The organism is Ignisphaera sp. (assembly GCA_038831005.1).
Lineage (GTDB): Archaea > Thermoproteota > Thermoprotei_A > Sulfolobales > Ignisphaeraceae > Ignisphaera.
In genome coordinates, this window is record JAWBKZ010000001.1 from 55,049 (window position 1) to 74,696 (window position 19,648).

The 19,648-nt window shown below is 36.3% G+C and carries 22 protein-coding genes; 14 read left to right on the top strand and 8 right to left on the bottom strand.

What is annotated here, in order from left to right; genetic code table 11:
- Positions 1-34: 34 nt before the first annotated feature.
- From QXK50_00255 to QXK50_00265, 3 genes are all read right to left on the bottom strand, one after another.
- Positions 35-2,716 (bottom strand): ATP-dependent helicase, encoded by a 2,682-nt coding sequence (locus tag QXK50_00255; GenBank protein MEM2007593.1) that lies wholly within the window; start codon positions 2,714-2,716, stop codon positions 35-37.
- A gap of 98 nt (positions 2,717-2,814) precedes the next feature.
- A complete protein-coding gene (locus tag QXK50_00260; GenBank protein ID MEM2007594.1) occupies positions 2,815-3,063 on the bottom strand; it encodes a hypothetical protein in 249 nt (82 codons plus the stop codon).
- Between the two features lie 22 nt (positions 3,064-3,085).
- The gene (locus tag QXK50_00265; protein ID MEM2007595.1) at positions 3,086-3,793 is read right to left on the bottom strand and encodes a DUF2192 domain-containing protein; all 708 of its coding nucleotides are present in this window, start codon (positions 3,791-3,793) and stop codon (positions 3,086-3,088) included.
- Between the two features lie 103 nt (positions 3,794-3,896).
- Between QXK50_00265 and QXK50_00270 the strand changes: the two genes are divergently transcribed.
- Positions 3,897-5,477 (top strand): radical SAM protein, encoded by a 1,581-nt coding sequence (locus tag QXK50_00270; protein ID MEM2007596.1) that lies wholly within the window; start codon positions 3,897-3,899, stop codon positions 5,475-5,477.
- An 83-nt stretch (positions 5,478-5,560) separates the two neighbouring features.
- Positions 5,561-6,061: a hypothetical protein gene (locus tag QXK50_00275; protein MEM2007597.1), complete on the top strand. Its 501-nt coding sequence runs from the start codon at positions 5,561-5,563 to the stop codon at positions 6,059-6,061.
- Between the two features lies 1 nt (position 6,062).
- Here QXK50_00275 and QXK50_00280 read toward each other — a convergent pair whose 3' ends face one another.
- Positions 6,063-6,560, bottom strand: coding sequence for a class I SAM-dependent methyltransferase (locus QXK50_00280; GenBank protein MEM2007598.1), 498 nt, complete (start codon positions 6,558-6,560; stop codon positions 6,063-6,065).
- Positions 6,561-6,736: 176 nt separating this feature from the next.
- Positions 6,737-7,396, bottom strand: coding sequence for an MBL fold metallo-hydrolase (locus QXK50_00285; protein MEM2007599.1), 660 nt, complete (start codon positions 7,394-7,396; stop codon positions 6,737-6,739).
- A gap of 210 nt (positions 7,397-7,606) precedes the next feature.
- Between QXK50_00285 and QXK50_00290 the strand changes: the two genes are divergently transcribed.
- Together QXK50_00290 and QXK50_00295 are read left to right on the top strand one after the other, a co-directional pair.
- Positions 7,607-7,879, top strand: a complete 273-nt coding sequence (locus QXK50_00290; protein MEM2007600.1) for a UPF0147 family protein — start codon at positions 7,607-7,609, stop codon at positions 7,877-7,879.
- An 11-nt stretch (positions 7,880-7,890) separates the two neighbouring features.
- On the top strand, positions 7,891-9,321 hold the full coding sequence (locus QXK50_00295) for a DUF402 domain-containing protein (GenBank protein MEM2007601.1): 1,431 nt from the start codon (positions 7,891-7,893) through the stop codon (positions 9,319-9,321).
- Here QXK50_00295 and QXK50_00300 read toward each other — a convergent pair.
- Complete coding sequence (locus QXK50_00300) at positions 9,318-10,304, bottom strand: phosphate uptake regulator PhoU (protein ID MEM2007602.1); 987 nt, start codon at positions 10,302-10,304, stop codon at positions 9,318-9,320. The genes QXK50_00295 and QXK50_00300 overlap by 4 nt on opposite strands.
- Positions 10,305-10,501: 197 nt before the next feature.
- On the opposite strand from QXK50_00300, the gene QXK50_00305 reads away from it, so the two are divergent.
- The 6 genes from QXK50_00305 to QXK50_00330 all read left to right on the top strand — a co-directional run bounded on the left by QXK50_00305 (position 10,502) and on the right by QXK50_00330 (position 16,331).
- Complete coding sequence (locus tag QXK50_00305) at positions 10,502-11,776, top strand: alkaline phosphatase family protein (protein ID MEM2007603.1); 1,275 nt, start codon at positions 10,502-10,504, stop codon at positions 11,774-11,776.
- Between the two features lie 83 nt (positions 11,777-11,859).
- A complete protein-coding gene (locus tag QXK50_00310) occupies positions 11,860-12,864 on the top strand; it encodes an ROK family protein (GenBank protein ID MEM2007604.1) in 1,005 nt (334 codons plus the stop codon).
- A gap of 4 nt (positions 12,865-12,868) precedes the next feature.
- Positions 12,869-13,792, top strand: a complete 924-nt coding sequence (locus QXK50_00315) for a hypothetical protein (protein MEM2007605.1) — start codon at positions 12,869-12,871, stop codon at positions 13,790-13,792.
- A gap of 82 nt (positions 13,793-13,874) precedes the next feature.
- Positions 13,875-14,606 carry a 16S rRNA methyltransferase gene (locus tag QXK50_00320; GenBank protein ID MEM2007606.1) on the top strand — a complete coding sequence of 244 codons (732 nt, stop codon included), beginning with the start codon at positions 13,875-13,877 and terminating at the stop codon, positions 14,604-14,606.
- A gap of 73 nt (positions 14,607-14,679) precedes the next feature.
- The gene (locus QXK50_00325) at positions 14,680-15,177 is read left to right on the top strand and encodes a hypothetical protein (protein ID MEM2007607.1); all 498 of its coding nucleotides are present in this window, start codon (positions 14,680-14,682) and stop codon (positions 15,175-15,177) included.
- 101 nt (positions 15,178-15,278) lie between these two features.
- Complete coding sequence (locus QXK50_00330) at positions 15,279-16,331, top strand: hydroxymethylglutaryl-CoA synthase (protein ID MEM2007608.1); 1,053 nt, start codon at positions 15,279-15,281, stop codon at positions 16,329-16,331.
- Here QXK50_00330 and QXK50_00335 read toward each other — a convergent pair.
- The gene (locus QXK50_00335; protein MEM2007609.1) at positions 16,328-16,480 is read right to left on the bottom strand and encodes a hypothetical protein; all 153 of its coding nucleotides are present in this window, start codon (positions 16,478-16,480) and stop codon (positions 16,328-16,330) included. The genes QXK50_00330 and QXK50_00335 overlap by 4 nt on opposite strands.
- Positions 16,481-16,541: 61 nt before the next feature.
- A complete protein-coding gene (locus QXK50_00340; protein ID MEM2007610.1) occupies positions 16,542-17,021 on the bottom strand; it encodes a hypothetical protein in 480 nt (159 codons plus the stop codon).
- 134 nt (positions 17,022-17,155) lie between these two features.
- Here QXK50_00340 and QXK50_00345 point away from each other — a divergent pair, with 134 nt between their 5' ends.
- The 4 genes from QXK50_00345 (at position 17,156) to QXK50_00360 (ending at position 19,643) form a co-directional block, all read left to right on the top strand.
- A complete protein-coding gene (locus QXK50_00345; GenBank protein ID MEM2007611.1) occupies positions 17,156-17,464 on the top strand; it encodes a hypothetical protein in 309 nt (102 codons plus the stop codon).
- A gap of 139 nt (positions 17,465-17,603) precedes the next feature.
- Positions 17,604-18,332: a phosphoribosyltransferase family protein gene (locus QXK50_00350; protein MEM2007612.1), complete on the top strand. Its 729-nt coding sequence runs from the start codon at positions 17,604-17,606 to the stop codon at positions 18,330-18,332.
- 50 nt (positions 18,333-18,382) lie between these two features.
- Positions 18,383-19,027, top strand: coding sequence for a hypothetical protein (locus tag QXK50_00355; protein MEM2007613.1), 645 nt, complete (start codon positions 18,383-18,385; stop codon positions 19,025-19,027).
- 88 nt (positions 19,028-19,115) lie between these two features.
- Complete coding sequence (locus QXK50_00360; protein ID MEM2007614.1) at positions 19,116-19,643, top strand: N-acetyltransferase; 528 nt, start codon at positions 19,116-19,118, stop codon at positions 19,641-19,643.
- Positions 19,644-19,648: the final 5 nt, after the last annotated feature.

A 19,648-nucleotide genomic window follows, 5' to 3' on the forward strand; every position in this document is an offset into this window, starting at 1 on the left:
GATGTTCTTGATGATCGAGAACAATCTTATGTATTTACTTGTTAACGACTTTTTGTTCTAGATATCTCTTTACAATTTCTTGTAGTTTTGCTATAATCTTTCTCTTGTCTTCCATTAAAACAACATCGCTATATCCATATGCGACAATGTTGTGTGCAAATGGGCTAGGCGCGTAATGACTAAATGTGTAGGCTATCTTTATTTCTTTAGAGTGTATCTTCCTGATGACTTCTTTAGCATGTGTAAGATCCATAAAGTCTTCCAGTATCTCTCTATATGTTTCTTCGATTATGGGAAACTTATGGTATTTCTCTACAACTTCTATAAGTTTTTCAGCATTTATTTGTCTTCTGGCTAGAGCTACGTCAATACCTTTATATCTTCTGAGAAGCATGAAGGCTCTTTCAGCACAATGTCTGAATCTCTTCTTGAAGAGCTCTGTACTCCTGACAGCTTTTCTAGCTATTTTCTCGACTAGATCTTCTGTAATCTTTTCTACTATATCATTGATGAGGTCTTTCAACATGCTATCAGATATAGCTAAGCTCTTTAGCGTTAGTATAAATCCGTTATCTGTCACGGTTATTCTAACATTTTCTCCAAGTTTCTTGCTGAGCATGTATGCATAAACTCTCGAAAGAACATCATTAACTCTCCTGCCAAATAATGCATGGAATATTATGTTTATAGATCTCATCTCTAAATCTCTCCATACCTCTATGACAATAAGTTCATTAGAGGGGATCATTTCCATGTACTGTAGTTGCTGATGAACGTAATCGTAGATATATTCAGCAGCATGTTTCTCTAGCCCATACTCTTTAACAAGAATCTCTAGAACTTTTTCTCTAGGAAGATGATCTATTAGTACAGCTAGATTCCTTCTAAACATACCTACCTCAAGTGCTGAGTCATAAGAAAGAGGTAGCATTTCGGAAAACCATGTTGGTACAGTAGGTTTCTCTCCTTCAGCTGGTAACACGTATATATGTGTTGGATGAATTGCTAAAATCCTATATGTCTTACCTCCTAATACGAAGATGTCTCCAGGACTGAGAATCTCTACAAAACCTTCTTCGAGGTCTCCAACATATTTCTTTCTATTCTCTTCATATGATATTACAGGTATTTTAGCTTCATCAGGTATGACGCCGACATTAAGTTGGTATATCATTCTGGCACCTCTTTTTCTACCAACAGTTTTCGTTTCTTCATCAAACCTAATCTTTGCATACACATTATAGTCCTCTAGACCAGGATATTTACCCGCTAAATAGTTTATAACGCTCATGAGATCTTCTTCGGTTAGTTCTCTATAGGGGTAAGCTCTTTTAACGATACCCAGAATTTCCTGAATAGACCTAGGTTTCTCAAGAGACATACCAACTACGTGTTGCACTAATACATCTAGTGGTTTTAGCGGTATCTTTACGTTATCTATCTTTCTCTCCCTCGCTAATTTAGCTAGTACTGTGCACTCTATAAGATCATCTCTATCGACAACAACTATAGCACCTCTACTTACAGCATATGCATTATGTCCTGCTCTTCCAACTCTTTGTAGAAGTCTGGTAACACTTTTTGGACTACTCAAAAGAGCTACTAGATCAATATAGCCTATATCTATACCTAGTTCAAGACTTGTAGAAGATACAGCAACCTTTAGTTCTCCTCTCTTTAGCTTATCTTCTACCTCAAGCCTTATCTCCCTACTGAGGCTGCTGTGATGAGCTTCAACACTATCTGCATCGAGTACCCCATTACTGCTCAATATCTTCTTAAGTTTATAGACAACTCTTTCTGTAGCACTACGGGTATTCGTGAAGATAAGTGTTGTACGGTTTTCGAGAACAAGTTTTGCCAAAATATCGTATATAGCTTCATTCAGAACTGAAGCAGGTGTGTACACTAGATCCATTTTTGGGCACAGGACATCTATGTCTATCGGTTTCGTGAATCTAGCATCAACAATAACCACAGGCCTAGGTTCACCACTATTATTGAACCCGGTTAAGAATCTAGCCACCTCTTCTAAAGGTGATATAGTTGCGCTCAATCCTATTCTCTGAAACTCCTTATCTGTAAGATCTATGAGTCGTTCAAGCGATAACGCTAAATGTGATCCACGTTTATTACCAGCTAATTCGTGTATTTCATCGATTATGACCCATCTAACGTTCCTTAGTTTCTCTCTAAATTTTGGAGCATTAAGTATTAAAGCAAGGCTTTCGGGTGTAGTAATCAGTATATGTGGTGGTTCTCGAAGCATTCTAGCCTTTTCATTAGGAAGGGTATCGCTAGTTCTGACACCAACTCTTAAGCTAGTATCTCTATTGCACCACTTCCTTACGTATTCATTAATATCTGTGATAGGGGCTATAAGGTTCTTCCTCATATCGTTGTTCAAGGCTCTCAATGGGGATACATAAAGAGCATAGACATAATCTCCAAGTTCACCATTAAGGTTATACCTAATTAGATCATCTATTATGGGTATGAATGCCGCTAAGGTTTTGCCTGTACCTGTTGGACTTGAGATAAGTACATTATGTCCTTGTTTTATGTAAGGTATAGCCATTTTTTGTGGTGGAGTTAAAGATTTGTAGCGTTCCTTAAACCATGTAGCTATAGGTTCAAGCAGAAAACTAAGTACGTATTTATCATCGAGTTCTTTGGCATAAACTATACTTTTTTCAGTACCGAGTTCTTTAGACATTATTAACACTGCGTTTTGACATATCGGCCATACAATCTCTATAAAATGCTTATTACAACTATACTGCTAAAAAGTTTGCCTCTGATAAAACCTGTTGTTCAGAGCATAGGTAGGTGTGAAAGTGCTTTCCTGATGTTCTGAGGTAGAGACATATAGTCTACTTCCTCTGCCTTTGTCGTATCATAGGCCCATTCTTTTTCTTCTTCCTCTTTCGTTACATATTTATGTTGAAGAGTCTCTAGAGGTACTATAAATAATTTTCCATCAGATGTTCTACACAACTCTACAACAATTCTCTTTGATCCCTTCTTAACTATATACACCTTCTCTGTTGTCACACCAATCACTAGGTAACACCTCTTCACAATGTTACTTGTTCTCACTTTTTAAGCTATTGACAAGATTCTGAGGAATCTCGAAGAAATGTTTAGCAACATCGATTATGTATCTTGTTGATGGTAGTGTATGCGGGATCCCTATATCGAGAGCTATCATGTTCTTAACCATGTTTAGACTAGTCTTATTCTTGATCTCATTTTCAGACATCTTTTTACCTACTTCGTAAGCTATAACAAACCTTATGAAACGTTTTACAGTCTCTTCTAAAGGTCTTAGCACTATATATGTCTTCCTCAACATCTCAAAGTATGATGCTCTATCTATAAAACCGAAGTAATACATTGTGAAGATGTATCTAAGCAGTCTTGCCGCAAGTCTATCATCTAGATTTTTACATATCTCTGAATAATCTCTACAGAGTTCATCATAGCTTGCAACTTTCTTTATTATATCTACTACTTTTTCAAGCAAAATCTCTATAGAAAAGATGTTTTCAATAATCTCTTTAGCAAGCTCTTCATTTATTGCTAAACCAAGCTTTCCGATGATGTATAGAGACGCCATATCTTTATCGTATAGATCTGGAGAGGCACTAGAACCTCTTATAGGCTCGATGCCCATCTCTTCATAGCTCTTCTTTAGTATATCTACAGCTTGTTCTCTAGTTAGTATATTTTCCTTGACTATTCTGCTCCATGCATTAACTATAGCGGTCACCCTCTTCCTTTTAATATTCATTGCTATCTCACCTAGTACATACATGCACTCTCTATTTAACTTAATTAACACTAGGTATATAAACAGATTATAAAGATTATTGACTATGAATTGAGGTTATAGAATGAATCTCAATGTAGATATAGCGATAACCACAGATAGATCCATGATGACAAATCACCACAGAAAAGAGTTCCTAGGATTCATAGCTACAGCACCCCCTATTGTTTTCCCCGAATCGCTATGGATGTACATATGCTGTCCCAAACCAAAGGTGGATAGATATGGACGACCCATAGAAGCACCCTATGGGTTAAGAAAGATAGAAGCAGCACTTCAGGATGCTGGATTCAATGCATACATAATAGATCCTGATTATCTGAACAGATATGCAGATAAGGTCAAGATACTGATGATAGGTCACCATGACTATTTTGCTTACGGTCCTCCAAGTTCTGAATGGTGGCTTATAACAAAGAAAGAGCCGGTTAATAGAAGAAGTTTCTTCAGGTTGATGGAAAGTGGAGCAGTTAGGGCTATGAAGAAGAATGGAGCAAAGATTGTTGTAGGAGGTCCTGCAGCATGGCAATGGTTATGGGAATCTGAGCTCGTGGAGAAGTGGGGTATTGACGTCGTTGTTGAGGGTGAGGCAGATAAACTAATTATCGATATAGTTGAGAAGATTATGAATGGTGAACCAGTACCTAGGTATATATCTATAGGGGCAAAGGAATCCCCAGGTATTGATGAAATACCTCTGATAAAGGCTCCAAGTGTTAACGGTCTTGTAGAGATAACGAGAGGTTGCCCGAGAGGATGTAAATTCTGTAGTGTTACGCTTAGACCTTTGAGACACATACCTATAGAGAGAATATTGAAGGAGATAGAGGTTAACATTTCTCATGAAATAGATCATACAATTCTCCATAGCGAAGATGTTGTACTCTATGGAGCACTAGGAATAGAGCCTAACCCTGATGCGGTAGTAAAACTACATGAAGAAGTTGTGAAGAGAACTAAGACGTTAGCGTGGGCGCACGCTTCTTTAGCAGCTATAGTTATTGCTCAAAGGAGACACAAGCTAATAACTAGAGTTACGGAGATAATTTACTCCAACCTCGAGCAAAATTACTTGGGTGTTGAAGTAGGAATAGAAACAGGGTCCCCAAGACTCGCACAGATAATTATGCCTGCAAAAGCTGCACCATTTAAACCAGCTGACTGGCCCAACGTAGTTGAAGAGGCGTTCTCGATTATGCATGATCATAACATAATACCTGCAGCAACATTTATCCTGGGATTTCCTGGAGAAGAACCTGAAGATGTTGTTAAAACAATAGAGCTGTTAGAAAGGCTAAAGAACTATAGAAGCATCATTGTTCCCATGATATTTGTGCCTATGGGTGCTCTAAAGAGTTCTGAAGGCGGTATCACTGGTCTCAATTATACACACGAACATGCTGAAGCGATGAGGATAGCGTTTTGGCATACTGTTAGATGGGCTGAGGATATAATCAATAGATACTATCTATCGAAAGCATACTTTACGCCCGTGAAGGCGTTATTGAAGTTGTTTTTGATATATGCTAAAAAGAAAATGAAGGAATTAGAGAAAGAGTTCATATTTCGTTTAGAGAGTATAAATCTTTCGCTATCTCGTTCATCAGATAGTCCAGAAGCTCTCGAAATGGTATGCAGGAACTAGATAGATAGATATGATAGATATTCAGCTGAAGTGTTTCACAGTTAATAACTGTAAACAAGCTATATTTATTCTTAGTGATGCTAGTGGTATCAACGATAAGGTCTAAGGTGCTACTTAGTATAGCTATACTTAGGGAGCTAAACAATAAAGTCAACTACTATAAGTCTGTTGTCAATAAAAATATTGATCAATACAACGAATACATAGCTAAAACATCCAAGATATTTCCCGAGAAAATAAGAAATGTAGAAAAAGAGGTAGGATCTCTCAAGATTCTACACAAGCATCTGGACTCTATCTCTATATTTCTGGAAGGCATAATACTACGACTTGAAACACTCACAATATCAGGTAATGCTGTTGCGGCAGCAGTAGCACTAAAAGATGTCGTCAAGATACTCAAAAAGAATATGAAATATGGTCCACCGATACTTTCAGTTCTTGTAGATAGATTGAATGATGTTTCGAAAAGTCTTGTTCTGGAGATAGAGAATAGCGTAGAAATGAAGGGAGTAGCAATAAAGGCCTCTTCAGAGGCTCTAAAGATAATCGAGGAAGCGAAAAAAGTTTCCGGGATAGAATAACTTATCTGTCGCTCACACCTTTTATGTAGAGAAACAGTCTGGCGGTTCTCATAGGTAGCGATACCTCAACAATCTGCACAGGTTTCCATCCAGGTATCTCGAAATCTAATGTGACAACCCTGGCGCCGGGAACAAGTTCACTCTCTAGTTTGGGCTTGAGAGCTTTGTTGACAGATGTCAGTAAGTACATATAGATGATAGTCGCATTCGATAAAGGAACTTTAAAGAAGTCATTGTTAATAAACTCTATTCTATCTACAACATTCTCTAGTTTTGCGTTACCCTTGGCCTTCTCTATAAGTGTTGAATTTAGCTCTACACATATACCTTTTTTGGCACCTTCTTTTAAAGCCCTTATAACAACTCTACCATCACCACATCCAAGATCATAGAACACGTCATCATCTTTCACGTTAGCTAACCTCATTATTATATCTAAAAGTTCTTCACGTGTTGGAACCCAGGGCACTCTTATAGTTCCATACGATTCCCATGACAACTTTCAACACCATTTAATGTTCAATCAGCAGTATTCTCACTACATTTAAATCTTGTTTTATTTAAAAGTTTAACGAACAAGGTAGGTATAGAAGTACTGTTCATTGACACACTATAATGGTAATCGTTAAAAAACTGATTTATTGTTGCATTAATGTTGTATGTAGTGAACCTTTGTTATAAGGAATAGTTTAATACATATACTGTCTTAGGCTTTATTGTACTTCTATCTATATATATAGAATTATATTCAACTCTATTTATATTCCAGTCTTTCGGAGCTTGCTCTAGAAACTCGTCTACAGGTTTTAGTGGAAGCTCTAAACCTTGTATCCAGTAATGCATAGGAATAACAATATTCGGATCCAGAACCTCTACCACTTTCCAGGCCTCTTTACCATCTATAGTGAAAACCCCTCCAACAGGCACCATAACCATATCGATGGGCTTGAGTTTAGAGGCTAGATCCCCATTAAAAATATGACCTAGATCACCTAAATGAAGAATAGATATATCATCTACTACAACTTTATACAGAACGTTTCTTCCTCTCCGCTTACCTCTATCTTTATCATGATACGTTTCTATACCCACTATCTTAATATTATCAACAAATTTTTCACCAACACTCATAGAGAACACCTTAGCACCAGGCTTTGCAACAACAGCGTAAGCATTATGATCGAAATGCTCATGTGTTATAAGAACTACATCTGCTGAAACCTGTGGAGTCTTTAGACCGAGACTTTTTCCATCATGAGGATCTATAACTATAACCAGTCCACTAGATGTCACAATCTCAAAACATGCATGTCCATGCCACCTTACAGTAATCATTATGTACACCTAATCTTTTTTAACTATATAAAGCGTCTAACAATATTAAAACTTTTTATATTTTTAGAGTATAGCTTTGCTAGAGTTCAGCTAATATCAAAGTCTTAGAAGCCAAACCAGTAAAATGTTGATTGAAGGGTGAGATCCATGTACTTTGATCAAGAAAATGTGGAGTCCCAGGGAAACACTAAGATTGATAAAAGGTTTAATATTAGACAAGCTGTATACGATAATGAAGCCAAGATTAGGCAAGCGCTAATGATATTAACGAGAATAATGAATGATCCATCAATTCCTAGAAATATTAGAAGAGCAGCTATGTTTGCTATAAGAGCCTTAAATGAAAAACAGCTCTCACCTGGTGTACGTGCAGCTAACGCTGTTGGCATACTCGATGAAGTGGGTCAAGATCCTAATATGCCTTTGCATGCAAGAACGCTGCTATGGTCCGCTATCTCGATTCTTGAAACCGTTAAAGATTAAGTGTGGAAGCAATGACGTATACATACAGAGTTAGAGGACCTTATTCAACGGCTATTGCAAAAATAATCATGGACTCAGGTCATAAGCTTGTTGATCTTTCTGAACAATTAGCCCAAAGATTTTCCCTACCTCCCAGAAGGGAAGAAGTACCGCATGCAACTGTAAAGACTAGCAATGATGATCCAAGTACTATAGTTATAGTTGGTCTAAGTAAGGCTGTGGAAGAGCTGTTCAACATTATAGTATCTAGTGTCCCATATATAGGCCGTGAAATAAATAGGTACGGACCTTACACAACAGTTGTAGCACAAGCAAAAGGTTTTAAAGATAATCAATGTATCGCCATGTTTAATGACATGATGCTTATGGTTCAAAACTATAGACACTGTATAGAAGGTGAACCAGTAATCGTGCATATTGTGAAACCTGCAGTATCATCGAATAGAACTGCCATAGCTTTTCCAGGAATCTCCATACTAAAAGATACTGTAGTGTTGCTTGATGATGGTATGAGTAAGGTTTTCTTTAGCGAACACATAAAGGATCCGGAAAGAAGATCTACGCTTTCGACTTTATCGAATCATATACTCAGGATGGGCTACAGCATAAGATGGAGAAGTTCAGCTAAATCAGCAGAACTTGAGAAAATTGCCAAAGATTTAGAAGAAGCTCTACAAGTGTTACAAAATCTGGGTATCGGGAAATATAGTGTAGGTGATGTTGTTATTGAGGGCGAGGCTATAGCATTCATTAGGTTATCAAGACCTTCAAAAGAGTACTTAGATATTATAAGAGATAGAGTGATGTCGACAGCCTTAGGCCATCACATAACGAGATCGTGTAGGAATAATGGTTTTGTTGATATAATTGATAGAATGTCTAGCTATCTCGACAAGAAGTCTCTATATAGAGCATTGAGGTACGCTATAGCCGATAACACCATCGGGAAGATATTCAAAGTTGTTCATAGGAAGTTTACAGGAGAAAAAATAGAATTAAATGATTTAGAGATAGTAAATGTAGTAGATACACAATTAGGTAAAGCTATCATAGGCAAAAGATTTATCAAGACTCCAGGGATTTATGATGGGCTAGGTGTACCTAAAGAGCGCGGCGATATAGCGATAACATTGATACCCATAGATGAATGGTTTATAGTGCACAGGTATATTGGTATTAATGGAAATGATAAAGGGATCTATATAAATATTAATACACCTCCAGAAATATGTATGGAGAATAGGACAATAAGCTATATAGACCTTCATGTGGATATAACGTATAGAGATGGCAAGCTGAACCTGATTGACTACAAAGAGTTCGAAGATATATTAAGGAAGGAGATTATTAGCAAAGATTTTGAAGAAAAAGTAAATGAAGTTATAAAATATATCGAGAATAATATAGAAGTAATAATAGATGTAGTTAAAAAAATAGTCTAATCTCTTATTATGTTTCCCTTTTGGCTGGATCCCATCTCCCTTAACAGTTTAAGTGTAACTATTTCAGCTATTTCAGCAGCTTCATATACAGCTACCATAGCTTCATGTGATACTGCTAAAACACCTGTAACATCTATACATTCTGAAGCTGAGGATAAGATCTCATTTGATAGTTCTTCACGTTGTATCAATACTTTCATAGCTTGCTGCATATTATGCATTATTAGAGAATTTATTGCTTTAGAGACATAGGAGGATACTTTTGCAAATATATTCTTGAAGTTCTGGCGACATTTCTCGTATTTAACTATGTTCAGCCCCGTTTTAAGAAATGTGTTTGAAACACGATCAAGTGCATCACCTATATGCTCTAGACTTTTTATGATTATGGCGTATTCAAGTGCTGTAACAGGATCTCTAAATGATGTTCTCTTTATCGTTCTCATACCCAAGAAGTGGAATCTATCAAGATCATCATCTACCTTTATTGTCTCCTTAAGTTTCTCAATGTTGCCTGACTCAAAATAATCTATAAGCATGTCAAACATAGTGTTTATAGTTGTTCTCATAGAGATTAGGATATCATTTAAATCTGTATTGAGTTCATCAACAGAGACCTTAATTTTGAACATATCGCCGTTCATAGCTATAGAGCCTGGCAACCTCATAGCTATTCTATAGAAGACTTCTCTAGCAATACTCCTAGGAACATCTATTGATATAATGTCGTATCCTTCGATATAGCTAGCAACAATAAGTTTTTCAAGCTGGTTTATATCCTCATGCTTTAAAGTAATCATGTTTGCTATTTTAGGTTGAGTAATTGTCAAAGGTCTGACTAGAAGATAGCCTGGACCCATTGTCACTTCTACTGAAGAACCTATATCGACGTTGAGGAAACCCAACCATTCTTTTGGTATCGTTATGCCTACACTTCTTTCCCCAATCCTAATAATCTTTCTCACATTTATTGACTGTTCCATAATACCACTCTACTTGGAGTTAAGTGATATAGATTACACTCAAACATAGCGAGTTATATGGGTGTGATTCCCAGTATTTATTTCTAAATGATTTCTTTAGCAAATTGGGGCATTTATTTAGCAAAGAAAGAGTCTAATCTTTATATACGAAATACATATCTTTATTTCGACAAACTCTAGAGGCAAGGGTATTAAATATGGTCAAGATATTATTAGTTGTAATAGATGGGGCTGCAGACGGTATTAGATTCAGACCTACATCTCTGGAATTAGCCTATACACCAGGTCTTGATGTTCTAGCGCAATACGCTGTTGGTGGATGTTTTCATCCAATAGACCCTAATATACCGCCAGAGAGTGATGCTGCCGTATTCTCTATATTGGGATATGATCCAAAGTACATAAACATAGGTAGAGGCATTCTTGAGGCATTAGGCGTTGGTATAAAGATTAGAGAAGGTTATGAAGTAGCCTTTAGAGCTAATTTCGCTACTATCGATCCCTCTACATTACGGATATTGGATAGAAGAGTCGGTAGAAATCTTTCTTCAGAAGAAGCAAAAGAATTAGCCAAGGCTTTAGATGGTATGGAACTTGAAGTATATGATGGATATGCGAGAGTTGTAGCTACAGTAGGACACAGAGCTGTTGTGATCATAGGTAGCAGAAGTAGAAGGTTAAACGCAAATGTATCTAATACTGATCCAGCATATGCAAGAGAAGGAAGGATTTCAGTAGCCCTGAAGAGTTTTGAGTCTACTGTATCACCTTGTAGACCACTTGATGATTCTGAAGAAGCTAGAACCACATGTGAGCTAGTCAATGTGTTTACATCTAAAGCTATAGACATTTTAGAGAAACATATAGTAAATATTGAAAGAGCTGAGAAAGGACTACTGAAGGCTAATGTTCTACTCTTAAGAGATGCAGAAGACAGAATACCAAGTATTCAACCAATTAAAGAAGTCTATGGAAAATCATTTGGAATTATTGCAGAAATGCCTGTAGAAATTGGCATAGGTGTGCTTTTGGGCATGGATATATCCAGGGTATCGATCTCAGGAGCACCCGAAGATATGTATAGAGAACGAGTAGAAAAAACTCTGGAACTTCTTAATAGGAATGATGTTGTTTATGTACATCTTAAGGGACCAGACGAACCAGGGCATGATGGCGATAAAAAGAGGAAGGTTATGTCTATAGAGACTATAGATAGATACTATATTCAACCCCTCATAAAATCCGTCGATTTAAATAATGTCGTAGTAATAGTAACATCAGATCATTGCACACCCCCAGAACTAAAAGCACATAGTGGTGATGCCGTTCCATTCATAGTAGCACACAAACGTTTAAAGAAATTCGATGAATTTACTAGATTTACAGAAGCAGAATGCTGTACTAAAGGATCGTTTGGAGTTTTCGAAAACGGATATATGGTTTTAAGCAAAATATTTAGTTTGCTAAAGTAGACAACAATTAGATGATGTTTGCACCTCCTATCTGAATAATGATGAACGGTAAGAGTACTGAAGAAAGGTGGTGGAGTGAGAATATGGGATACGTTATAGGGGTTGATATAGGAGGTACATGGATTAGAATAGCACTAGCTTCAAAAGATGGCTCTATAACCAAGAGATACACTATGTCAACTCCTAGGGAAGGAGATAGATACACAATTGCAAACACTATAGCTGAGATAATTTGGAATAGATTTTCTGGTTATGTTCAAGATATCGAGGCTATCGGTATAGGTACAGCGGGACCTCTAGATCTACCTAAAGGTACTGTAATAGGAGCACCTAATATACCTATACATGTGTTTGAATTAGGTAAACCGCTTATAGAGGAATTCAAAAAACCTGTGATTGTTGCAAATGACTGTATTGCTGCTGTATGGGGGGAAAAGCTATTTGGTTTAGGTCGAGACAAAAGCAACATAGTTTACATAACTTTGAGTACAGGTATAGGAGGTGGGATCATTGTAAACGATATACTACTTTTGGGTAAAATGGGTAACGCGCACGAAGTAGGACATATGGTTATAGATGTTGAAGGTAGAATGGAATGTGGCTGCGGTGGCAGAGGTCATTGGGAAGCCTATGCGGGTGGCGCAAATATTCCGAGATTTGCTTCAAACATTATAAGGGATTCCGAACTAGATGTTGAAGAGAAAGGTTCACCAATATATAGAGCGTTTATCGAGCAAAAACTAACGTCTGAGATGATATACAGAGAAGCATCTAAAGGCGATAAACTTGCTCTCAAGATTGTTAATGAAATCAATAAATACAATATTGCTGGATTCGAAAACGTAATAAATGCTTACGATCCGGAGATAGTTACTGTTGGAGGCGCTATAGCGCTTAAGAATCCTCAAACACTTGTTGTTGAGCCTATAAGAAGGGGTATCGAGAATTCGAAAGGCGTGGTCACGCATAGACCAAGAATAGAATTGACATCTCTCGGAGAAGATATAGTGCTAATAGGAGCGGTAGCATTAGCTGTAAATCCTCCAAGAAACCTCATTTCTATGCTGAAATATCTAGAACAACTGTAGGATCATGAGGACGATAAATGTTAATCCAGAACTAGACCTCGAGCTACTTTTTTATCCGTCTTTTGTATCACCATTACTTGATATATGTAGAGACAAAGTAAAGAAACGTTGGGGTAATTGTGCAGGACTCGTAATAGAAAAAAATAACGATAAAATTAAGCTATATCATAGTAATACAGAATGTCTAGAATATGCAGAAGAAATTCTAGGTCTATGGTCTCTACCAAAACGTATAGCATCTAATGTTAGTAGAAGATATAGAGATGTTGTTGAAAGACTTGTTGAAAAATATGAATGGTTTGGTATAGCTACATCTTCTCAAGACGATGTAGAAATATTTTCATCCATAATTTTATCCAAAAACACAAACTTTCACTCAAATGTTGTTAGATGGATTAGAAATGTATTAGAGGGGTATGATTGTATATCTGCTTTATTAAATATTGGTATGAGAGAAGTCTCAGAATATATTGGCAAAAGCTACCAGATCTATGAACTAATAAATGTTCTAAGGATATACATGAAATTAAGAGACAATATTCTATCTCTAAACGATGTATATTTACTCAAAAAGCTTCTGTTAGGTATAAAAGGTGTGGGTCTGAAAGTCTTTAATGCATATATGCTTTTCGTGAAAAAGAGTACACTATATGCTCCTATAGATAGGAATTTGATAAGTTTTCTAAAGAGATTTGAATCAACATCAGATATTGTTACAGAGTTACCAAGAAAGGACTTGTGTGAAAAATATGTATGTAATTTATGTACATCAAGATATGTATGCTCATACTACAGGTTTCAGGAGGCGTTTAAAGAATTATCAGGATGGATTCAAACAATAGCGTATGTATATAACAAAACTAGATGCAGCAAGGTATTGTGTTCTAGTTGCATACTAAAGGATCTATGTAGAGATAGAAAGATATGAAATTTCGCTAGAAATCCAGTAATTACATAGCGGTTCTACCAATATGTTTTTTAGCTCGAAATCATATCAGTTTTGAGAAAATATGAAGCCACTAACCATAGTGCTAGCTGAGTCGGGTATAGAGCTTGTACCAAGATCTATTCAAAGCCATTCATCAGTTATTAGTAGTGCAAGAAAAAGAAATAAGAATCCTTCTCAAATACTACTTGATATATCTCTTCATTACAGAGCTATGAAAAAACTCAATGAATGGTATAAAAGAGGTAGACCAGATATTGTTCACATTTCTCTACTTAACGCATTTTCCAGTCCACTAAATATTGCAAAACTTTTGAGAGTGTATATTCATACATATGATAATAGGATAATCCATATAGATCCTTCTACACGTATTCCTAGGAATTACAATAGATTCGTAGGCTTAATGGAGCAACTACTACTCGTTGGTAAGGTTCCTCCGGAGAGCGCTAATCCCTTAATATTTATCGAGAAAAAACCTTTGTCAGTATTTATATCTGAAAAATCTTTTGATAGAGTACTCATAATGCATGAAAAAGGAGATCTAATACCCCCAAGCTCTTTGGGTATTTCAATAGTTAAGGATATGAAGAACGATAGAAATGTATGTATAATTATTGGAGCATTTCAGCATGGGGATTTCAGGAAGGAATTTTTAACAATATCGAGAGAACATGTATCAATATTTCCTAAACCATTAGATTCATGGATAGTTGTATCTAGAGTTATTGAAGGTATTGAAAATACTTTAAACATATACGCAAGCAAATCACTTAATATGGACATAAACATTTAAGTATAAGTATTTAACAAAGGAAATGAATCTCTCACAGATGGCTCATGATACAAATTAGCAAATGGTTATGCATATGGATAGAGAAAGCGAAAAAGAAGTCATAACAAAATGTTGCGCTCTTGTTGATGTTCTTGTCGATATTGTTAGGAATCAAGAGAACTGCATAGAAATGCTAATTGATTATTCTCTAACAAGATATCCCTACATCTCTGCCACACTATACCTACTAGATTGTAAACATACTCAAAACATCTGGGGCAATCTACTGTACACTGATGTTGTAAGTATCACTATGAAGATAGATACACTATATAAGGACAGTATTAACTTATTTGAAGACATTATTCTGCTTAAAATCAGCTGTCAACATTCATGGATTGAATATGGTTATACCGTTTCTAGATCTTCTTCAGGTATATATAGTGTAGTCAAGTGTTGGTCTATAGGTTATGATGGTAAAAGGAATGTATTAAAAGGATTTGAAGAAGGTATATGTAGAAATGTTTTAGAATTAGTTATGGAGATAGTAAAGAAAACTAAGATGATTATGGATAGCGAAGGTCTGATCTAATATCTAAATGTTTTTATGTGATATCAACTCTTTTAATAACTATCGTAAGACTATTATATCTCACTCCTCTTTTAAGGCTTACACACTAGGTGGTACTAAATATGAATAAAAGCGGAATTATTGGGTGGGGCGTTTATATACCTATGTACCGCATTAAAGCTAAGGATATCGCATCTTTCTGGGGATATGATGAAGAATACGTGAACAGTATATGGATTGAGGAAAAAGCTGTAGGCAATGTAGATGAAGATAGCATTACGATAGGCTTTAGAGCAGCTCAGTATTCTATAAAAAGAGCTGGAATAGATCCTAGATCTATAGATGCTGTTTATCTAGGAACCGAGAGCAAGCCTTATGCGGTAAAACCTGGTGCAACAATTATAGCTGAAGCACTAGGTGTAAAACCTGCACATCTTGTTGCAGATCTAGAGTTTGCATGTAGAGCGGCATCAGAGGCTATAAGGATTGGTGCTTCGCTTGTCGAAAGCGGTCATGCGAAGTATGTCTTAGCTATAGGTTCTGATACAGCACAAGCAAGTCCTGGAGATGTGCTAGAGTTCACAGTTAGTAGTGGAGGTGCTGCATATATAATTGGACCATATAGTGAATCTGTAGCTATATTCGAAGGTATGGTTACATATTCTACAGATACACCAGATTTCTGGAGAAGGGATGGAGCTCCTTATCCAAGGCATGGAGAAGGTTTCACAGGTGAGCCTGCATATTTCAGCCATATAGTTTCAGTAGCTAAGATGTTAATGGATAGTCTTGGTCTAAAGCCCTCAGATTTCGATTATGCAGTATTTCATCAACCAAATGGTAGGTTTCCTTTAAGAGTAGCGTCTATGATTGGTATACCGAAAGAGAGGGTGTTGCCTGGGATAGTAACACCATGGATTGGAAATACATATAATGCTTCAATGCTCATAGGTTTAGCGAAAATTCTTGAAGAAGCAAAGCCAAATCAAAGAGTTTTAGCTGTATCTTTTGGAAGTGGTGCTGGTAGTGATGCATTTAGCATACTCATTACCGATAAGGTACTAGAGGTCGTAGATAGGGCTCCAAGAGTAAAGTACTTCTTAGAGAACAAAAAGTACGTAAAATATCATGAATATGCTAAAATGAGGAACCTGTTATCTATGTACAGGATCTAGCACTTGTAACCATCTATACAGAGGCCAAGTCTTTTAGCCATTGCGCATAGATTATTTAGACCAACTATGGCTTTACCTTTTCTTTCAGTCCTAATTACGGCAATCTTACCCAAAATATTTACAGAAGCTTTTTCACATTTATCTACCATATATCTCTAAACCTCTAAATTCAATATAATTATTGAAATTCTCTACGAATGTTATACAGATTTAGAACAGGTCTTCATCTTCTATATATTCGCTTTCCTCAAATTCCTCATGATGCTCCAATGAATCTGTTGAAAATCTTAAACCGCTTTTCTCAAAAATCTTGAGAGCTTCACCAAGAGGTAAACCAGTTTTCCTAAGTTTTGCCGCCATAGAGCCCCATCTAGATCTAAACTTTGAGGGAACTAGAGGTCTCACTCTTTTTGCTGTTTTTCTAGGCACATAGTTTTGATCCATGCCTGGAAGTCCGAAAGCGCCATCGGGTAACTCGACAATTTCATCTCTCTCTATAAGTCTTATCAGTATCTTTCTAAGCCTATCCTCACCTGCAATACCACTAAATCTCTCTCTAAGCTCTCTCCAGATCAAAGGTCTTCCAGCAGATTTAATGTATTCTTTAACAAGTCTTTCTAGCTCCTCTTCTGTAGGTGCCTTAAATACCTCTACATCTTCATCTTCATAAAGTTTCTTAAGCTTGACCATCTACTCACCTATTATAGTATATGCATTAAGGTTTATAAACTTTCTTATCATGAACAGTAAAAACGCCTATATATTTTAATCATTTTTTCTCCTGCTTAAATATTATCACCACACTATGATATCTATGGATAACTATGAATGAAGAGTCAATCAAACTTATAGTGATTGGGGCAAGACCTGAAGATATTGTTAGATGCATCATAATAGCTAGTAAAGCCAGGAAATATGTTCGACATTATGCTAATGTACATATATTTCTAGCATCAAATTCTAAAGGCTTTAGCGGTATTGCTGTTGAGGACGAGGTCTTTGTTGAATGTATAGATGAAGAAGAATCATTGGAGCAGATAATAGACGGTATATCTAGGGCAGTATCAAAAAGAAAATTCATGGGAATTCCGTTAGCAGCAGGAATAACAGATGAAGAGATAGAATCTAGGTAAAGAAGTATTGGATATATAAGTATTAAAATTTAGGTATTATTACATCTCTAGACCTTAAAGCATATATACTCTTCAGATATAAAAGTCTGGAAAGCAGTATGTGACTAGGATACAAAAGGTATTTTTACAGGTGTGTATAATGTCTGAATCTATAGAGTATTCAGGACTAGTAGTAGAGCTACTGTCTAGCCTTAAGAGATTCCTAAAATTCAAAGAACTTGAAAGCATCTTAGAGATCTCTATACCGACTCTTTGGAGATACATACATGGTGATATAAAGCCTACAGAAGATAGAGCAAAAAACATGCTTATGAAGCTACTCAGTAAACCTGTAATAGACACAGTTATGTCTAGAATTGTCAAGATGGTTGATAGTGATGTAGTGAACTTGTATAGTATCGTCTACAATATAGATGTGCTGACTTTAGCATCTATAGACGCCTTATTATGGAGCAAAGATCTAGGTCTTACGGCTGTAGTAACAGTTGAAGTTGACGGGATATCTCTTGCAACAATGATTGCAAAAAGACTAGGAACGAAGCTAATTGTTATTAAGAGAAGAAAGGAGGTGGGATTCGATAGATTTATCGAGTTAAGCTACGTTACATCAATGCCACCAGAAGTTGTTACATTATATCTACCTGAAGGTGTGCTTGGATATGGTGATAGAGTTCTAGTCGTTGATGATCTTGTTAGAAGTGGAAGAACAAGTGGAGCTGTATGTGAGTTAATTAAGAAAAGTGGAGCAAAAGCCGTAGGATTCTATGCTCTTGCGAGCATAGGGGGTACATGGAAAAAAGTTGTGAGTCAATATGTGGGTGAACACCAAAGATCGCTCTTCGAGTTAAAGACTTCTAATGAGATGTAAAATACTGGATACATATATCATCATATACATTACTCAACGATGTCAAGACTATGGAGAAGGTATTTGAGATTTATATAGTTACTAACATTGATTTAATCTCATGTAAGCAGATATTACAGGTTATAGAGAACCGTAAAGGAAAAATACATCTATTATGTGGAGGTCTTGGAGCATGTATAGATATTATTCAAGTAATTGATAAAGGTGCTGGTGTTGTCAAAATACATGATGATGATTATGTAACTAAATTACTTAAACATTACGGCCATTATTCATCAGGTAAATGGATCTCTATAGAAGGATTGTGTATAGCTGGTATAGATTCTAAGAATCCTATTCAAAATATGGAAAGGATCTCAAAGACTCTACCTAGAGATTGTGCAATATATCTAGTATTTTCGACATATAGTTTGACTAGCACAAAATGTGGAAAGAGTAGGTTTATGGGAAAAGAACTCGATGTAGGTTTACCCAAAGATATTGTTACAAGATTTTTAGATAGCATAGAAAGACCATTGATATACATTTCCTGTTCAGACTTAACTAATGATACTTGTATATGCACTCTTGAAAAAAATGTGATTTATGTAGCTATACCGAAATACTATCAATTAACTGGATTGAAAATTAATAAAAAAGATACCGAGATATCTATTGAAGTAGCCGAAGTATTACGTTATTTGCCTGGGGCATAGAACGTCAACACTTATATATCTTAAAATCTATCAAAATGATGTACAATGTTATAACTGTCCTCTCAAGGTAAGGTATTGGTGAGCGATAATGACTATGGATGCCAATGAATATGTGAAAATAAGACCTGCAACAAAAGACGATCTAGATGACATTATAGCAATCAATATAGAATGTCTACCTGAGCACTATCCATATAGCTTCTGGTTAGAGCATTTAGAGAAATGGAGCGATGTATTCTATGTAGCTGAGGTTAATGGTCGTATCGTCGGCTATCTCCTTTCAAGAATTGAGGAAGGAGCAACCTTTTGTAAAAGTGGAAAAGGTAGAGTAGGACATATAGTTAGCGTGGCTGTAAAAGAAGAGTATAGAGGTAGAGGTTTAGCTACAGCAATGTTATCAGCAGTAATATACGTTCTTCAAAATGTGTATAATGTTGAGGAGATCCATCTAGAAGTGCGTATCAGCAATACTAAAGCTATAAGGCTTTACGAAAAACTCGGATTTATAAGGATGGCCCAGGTTAGGAGTTACTATCTCGATGGTGAGGACTCATACATAATGGTGAAGAACCTAGCTCCTACACCATGTAGAGCTAAGTCTGTAGAATATCTATAGGCTGT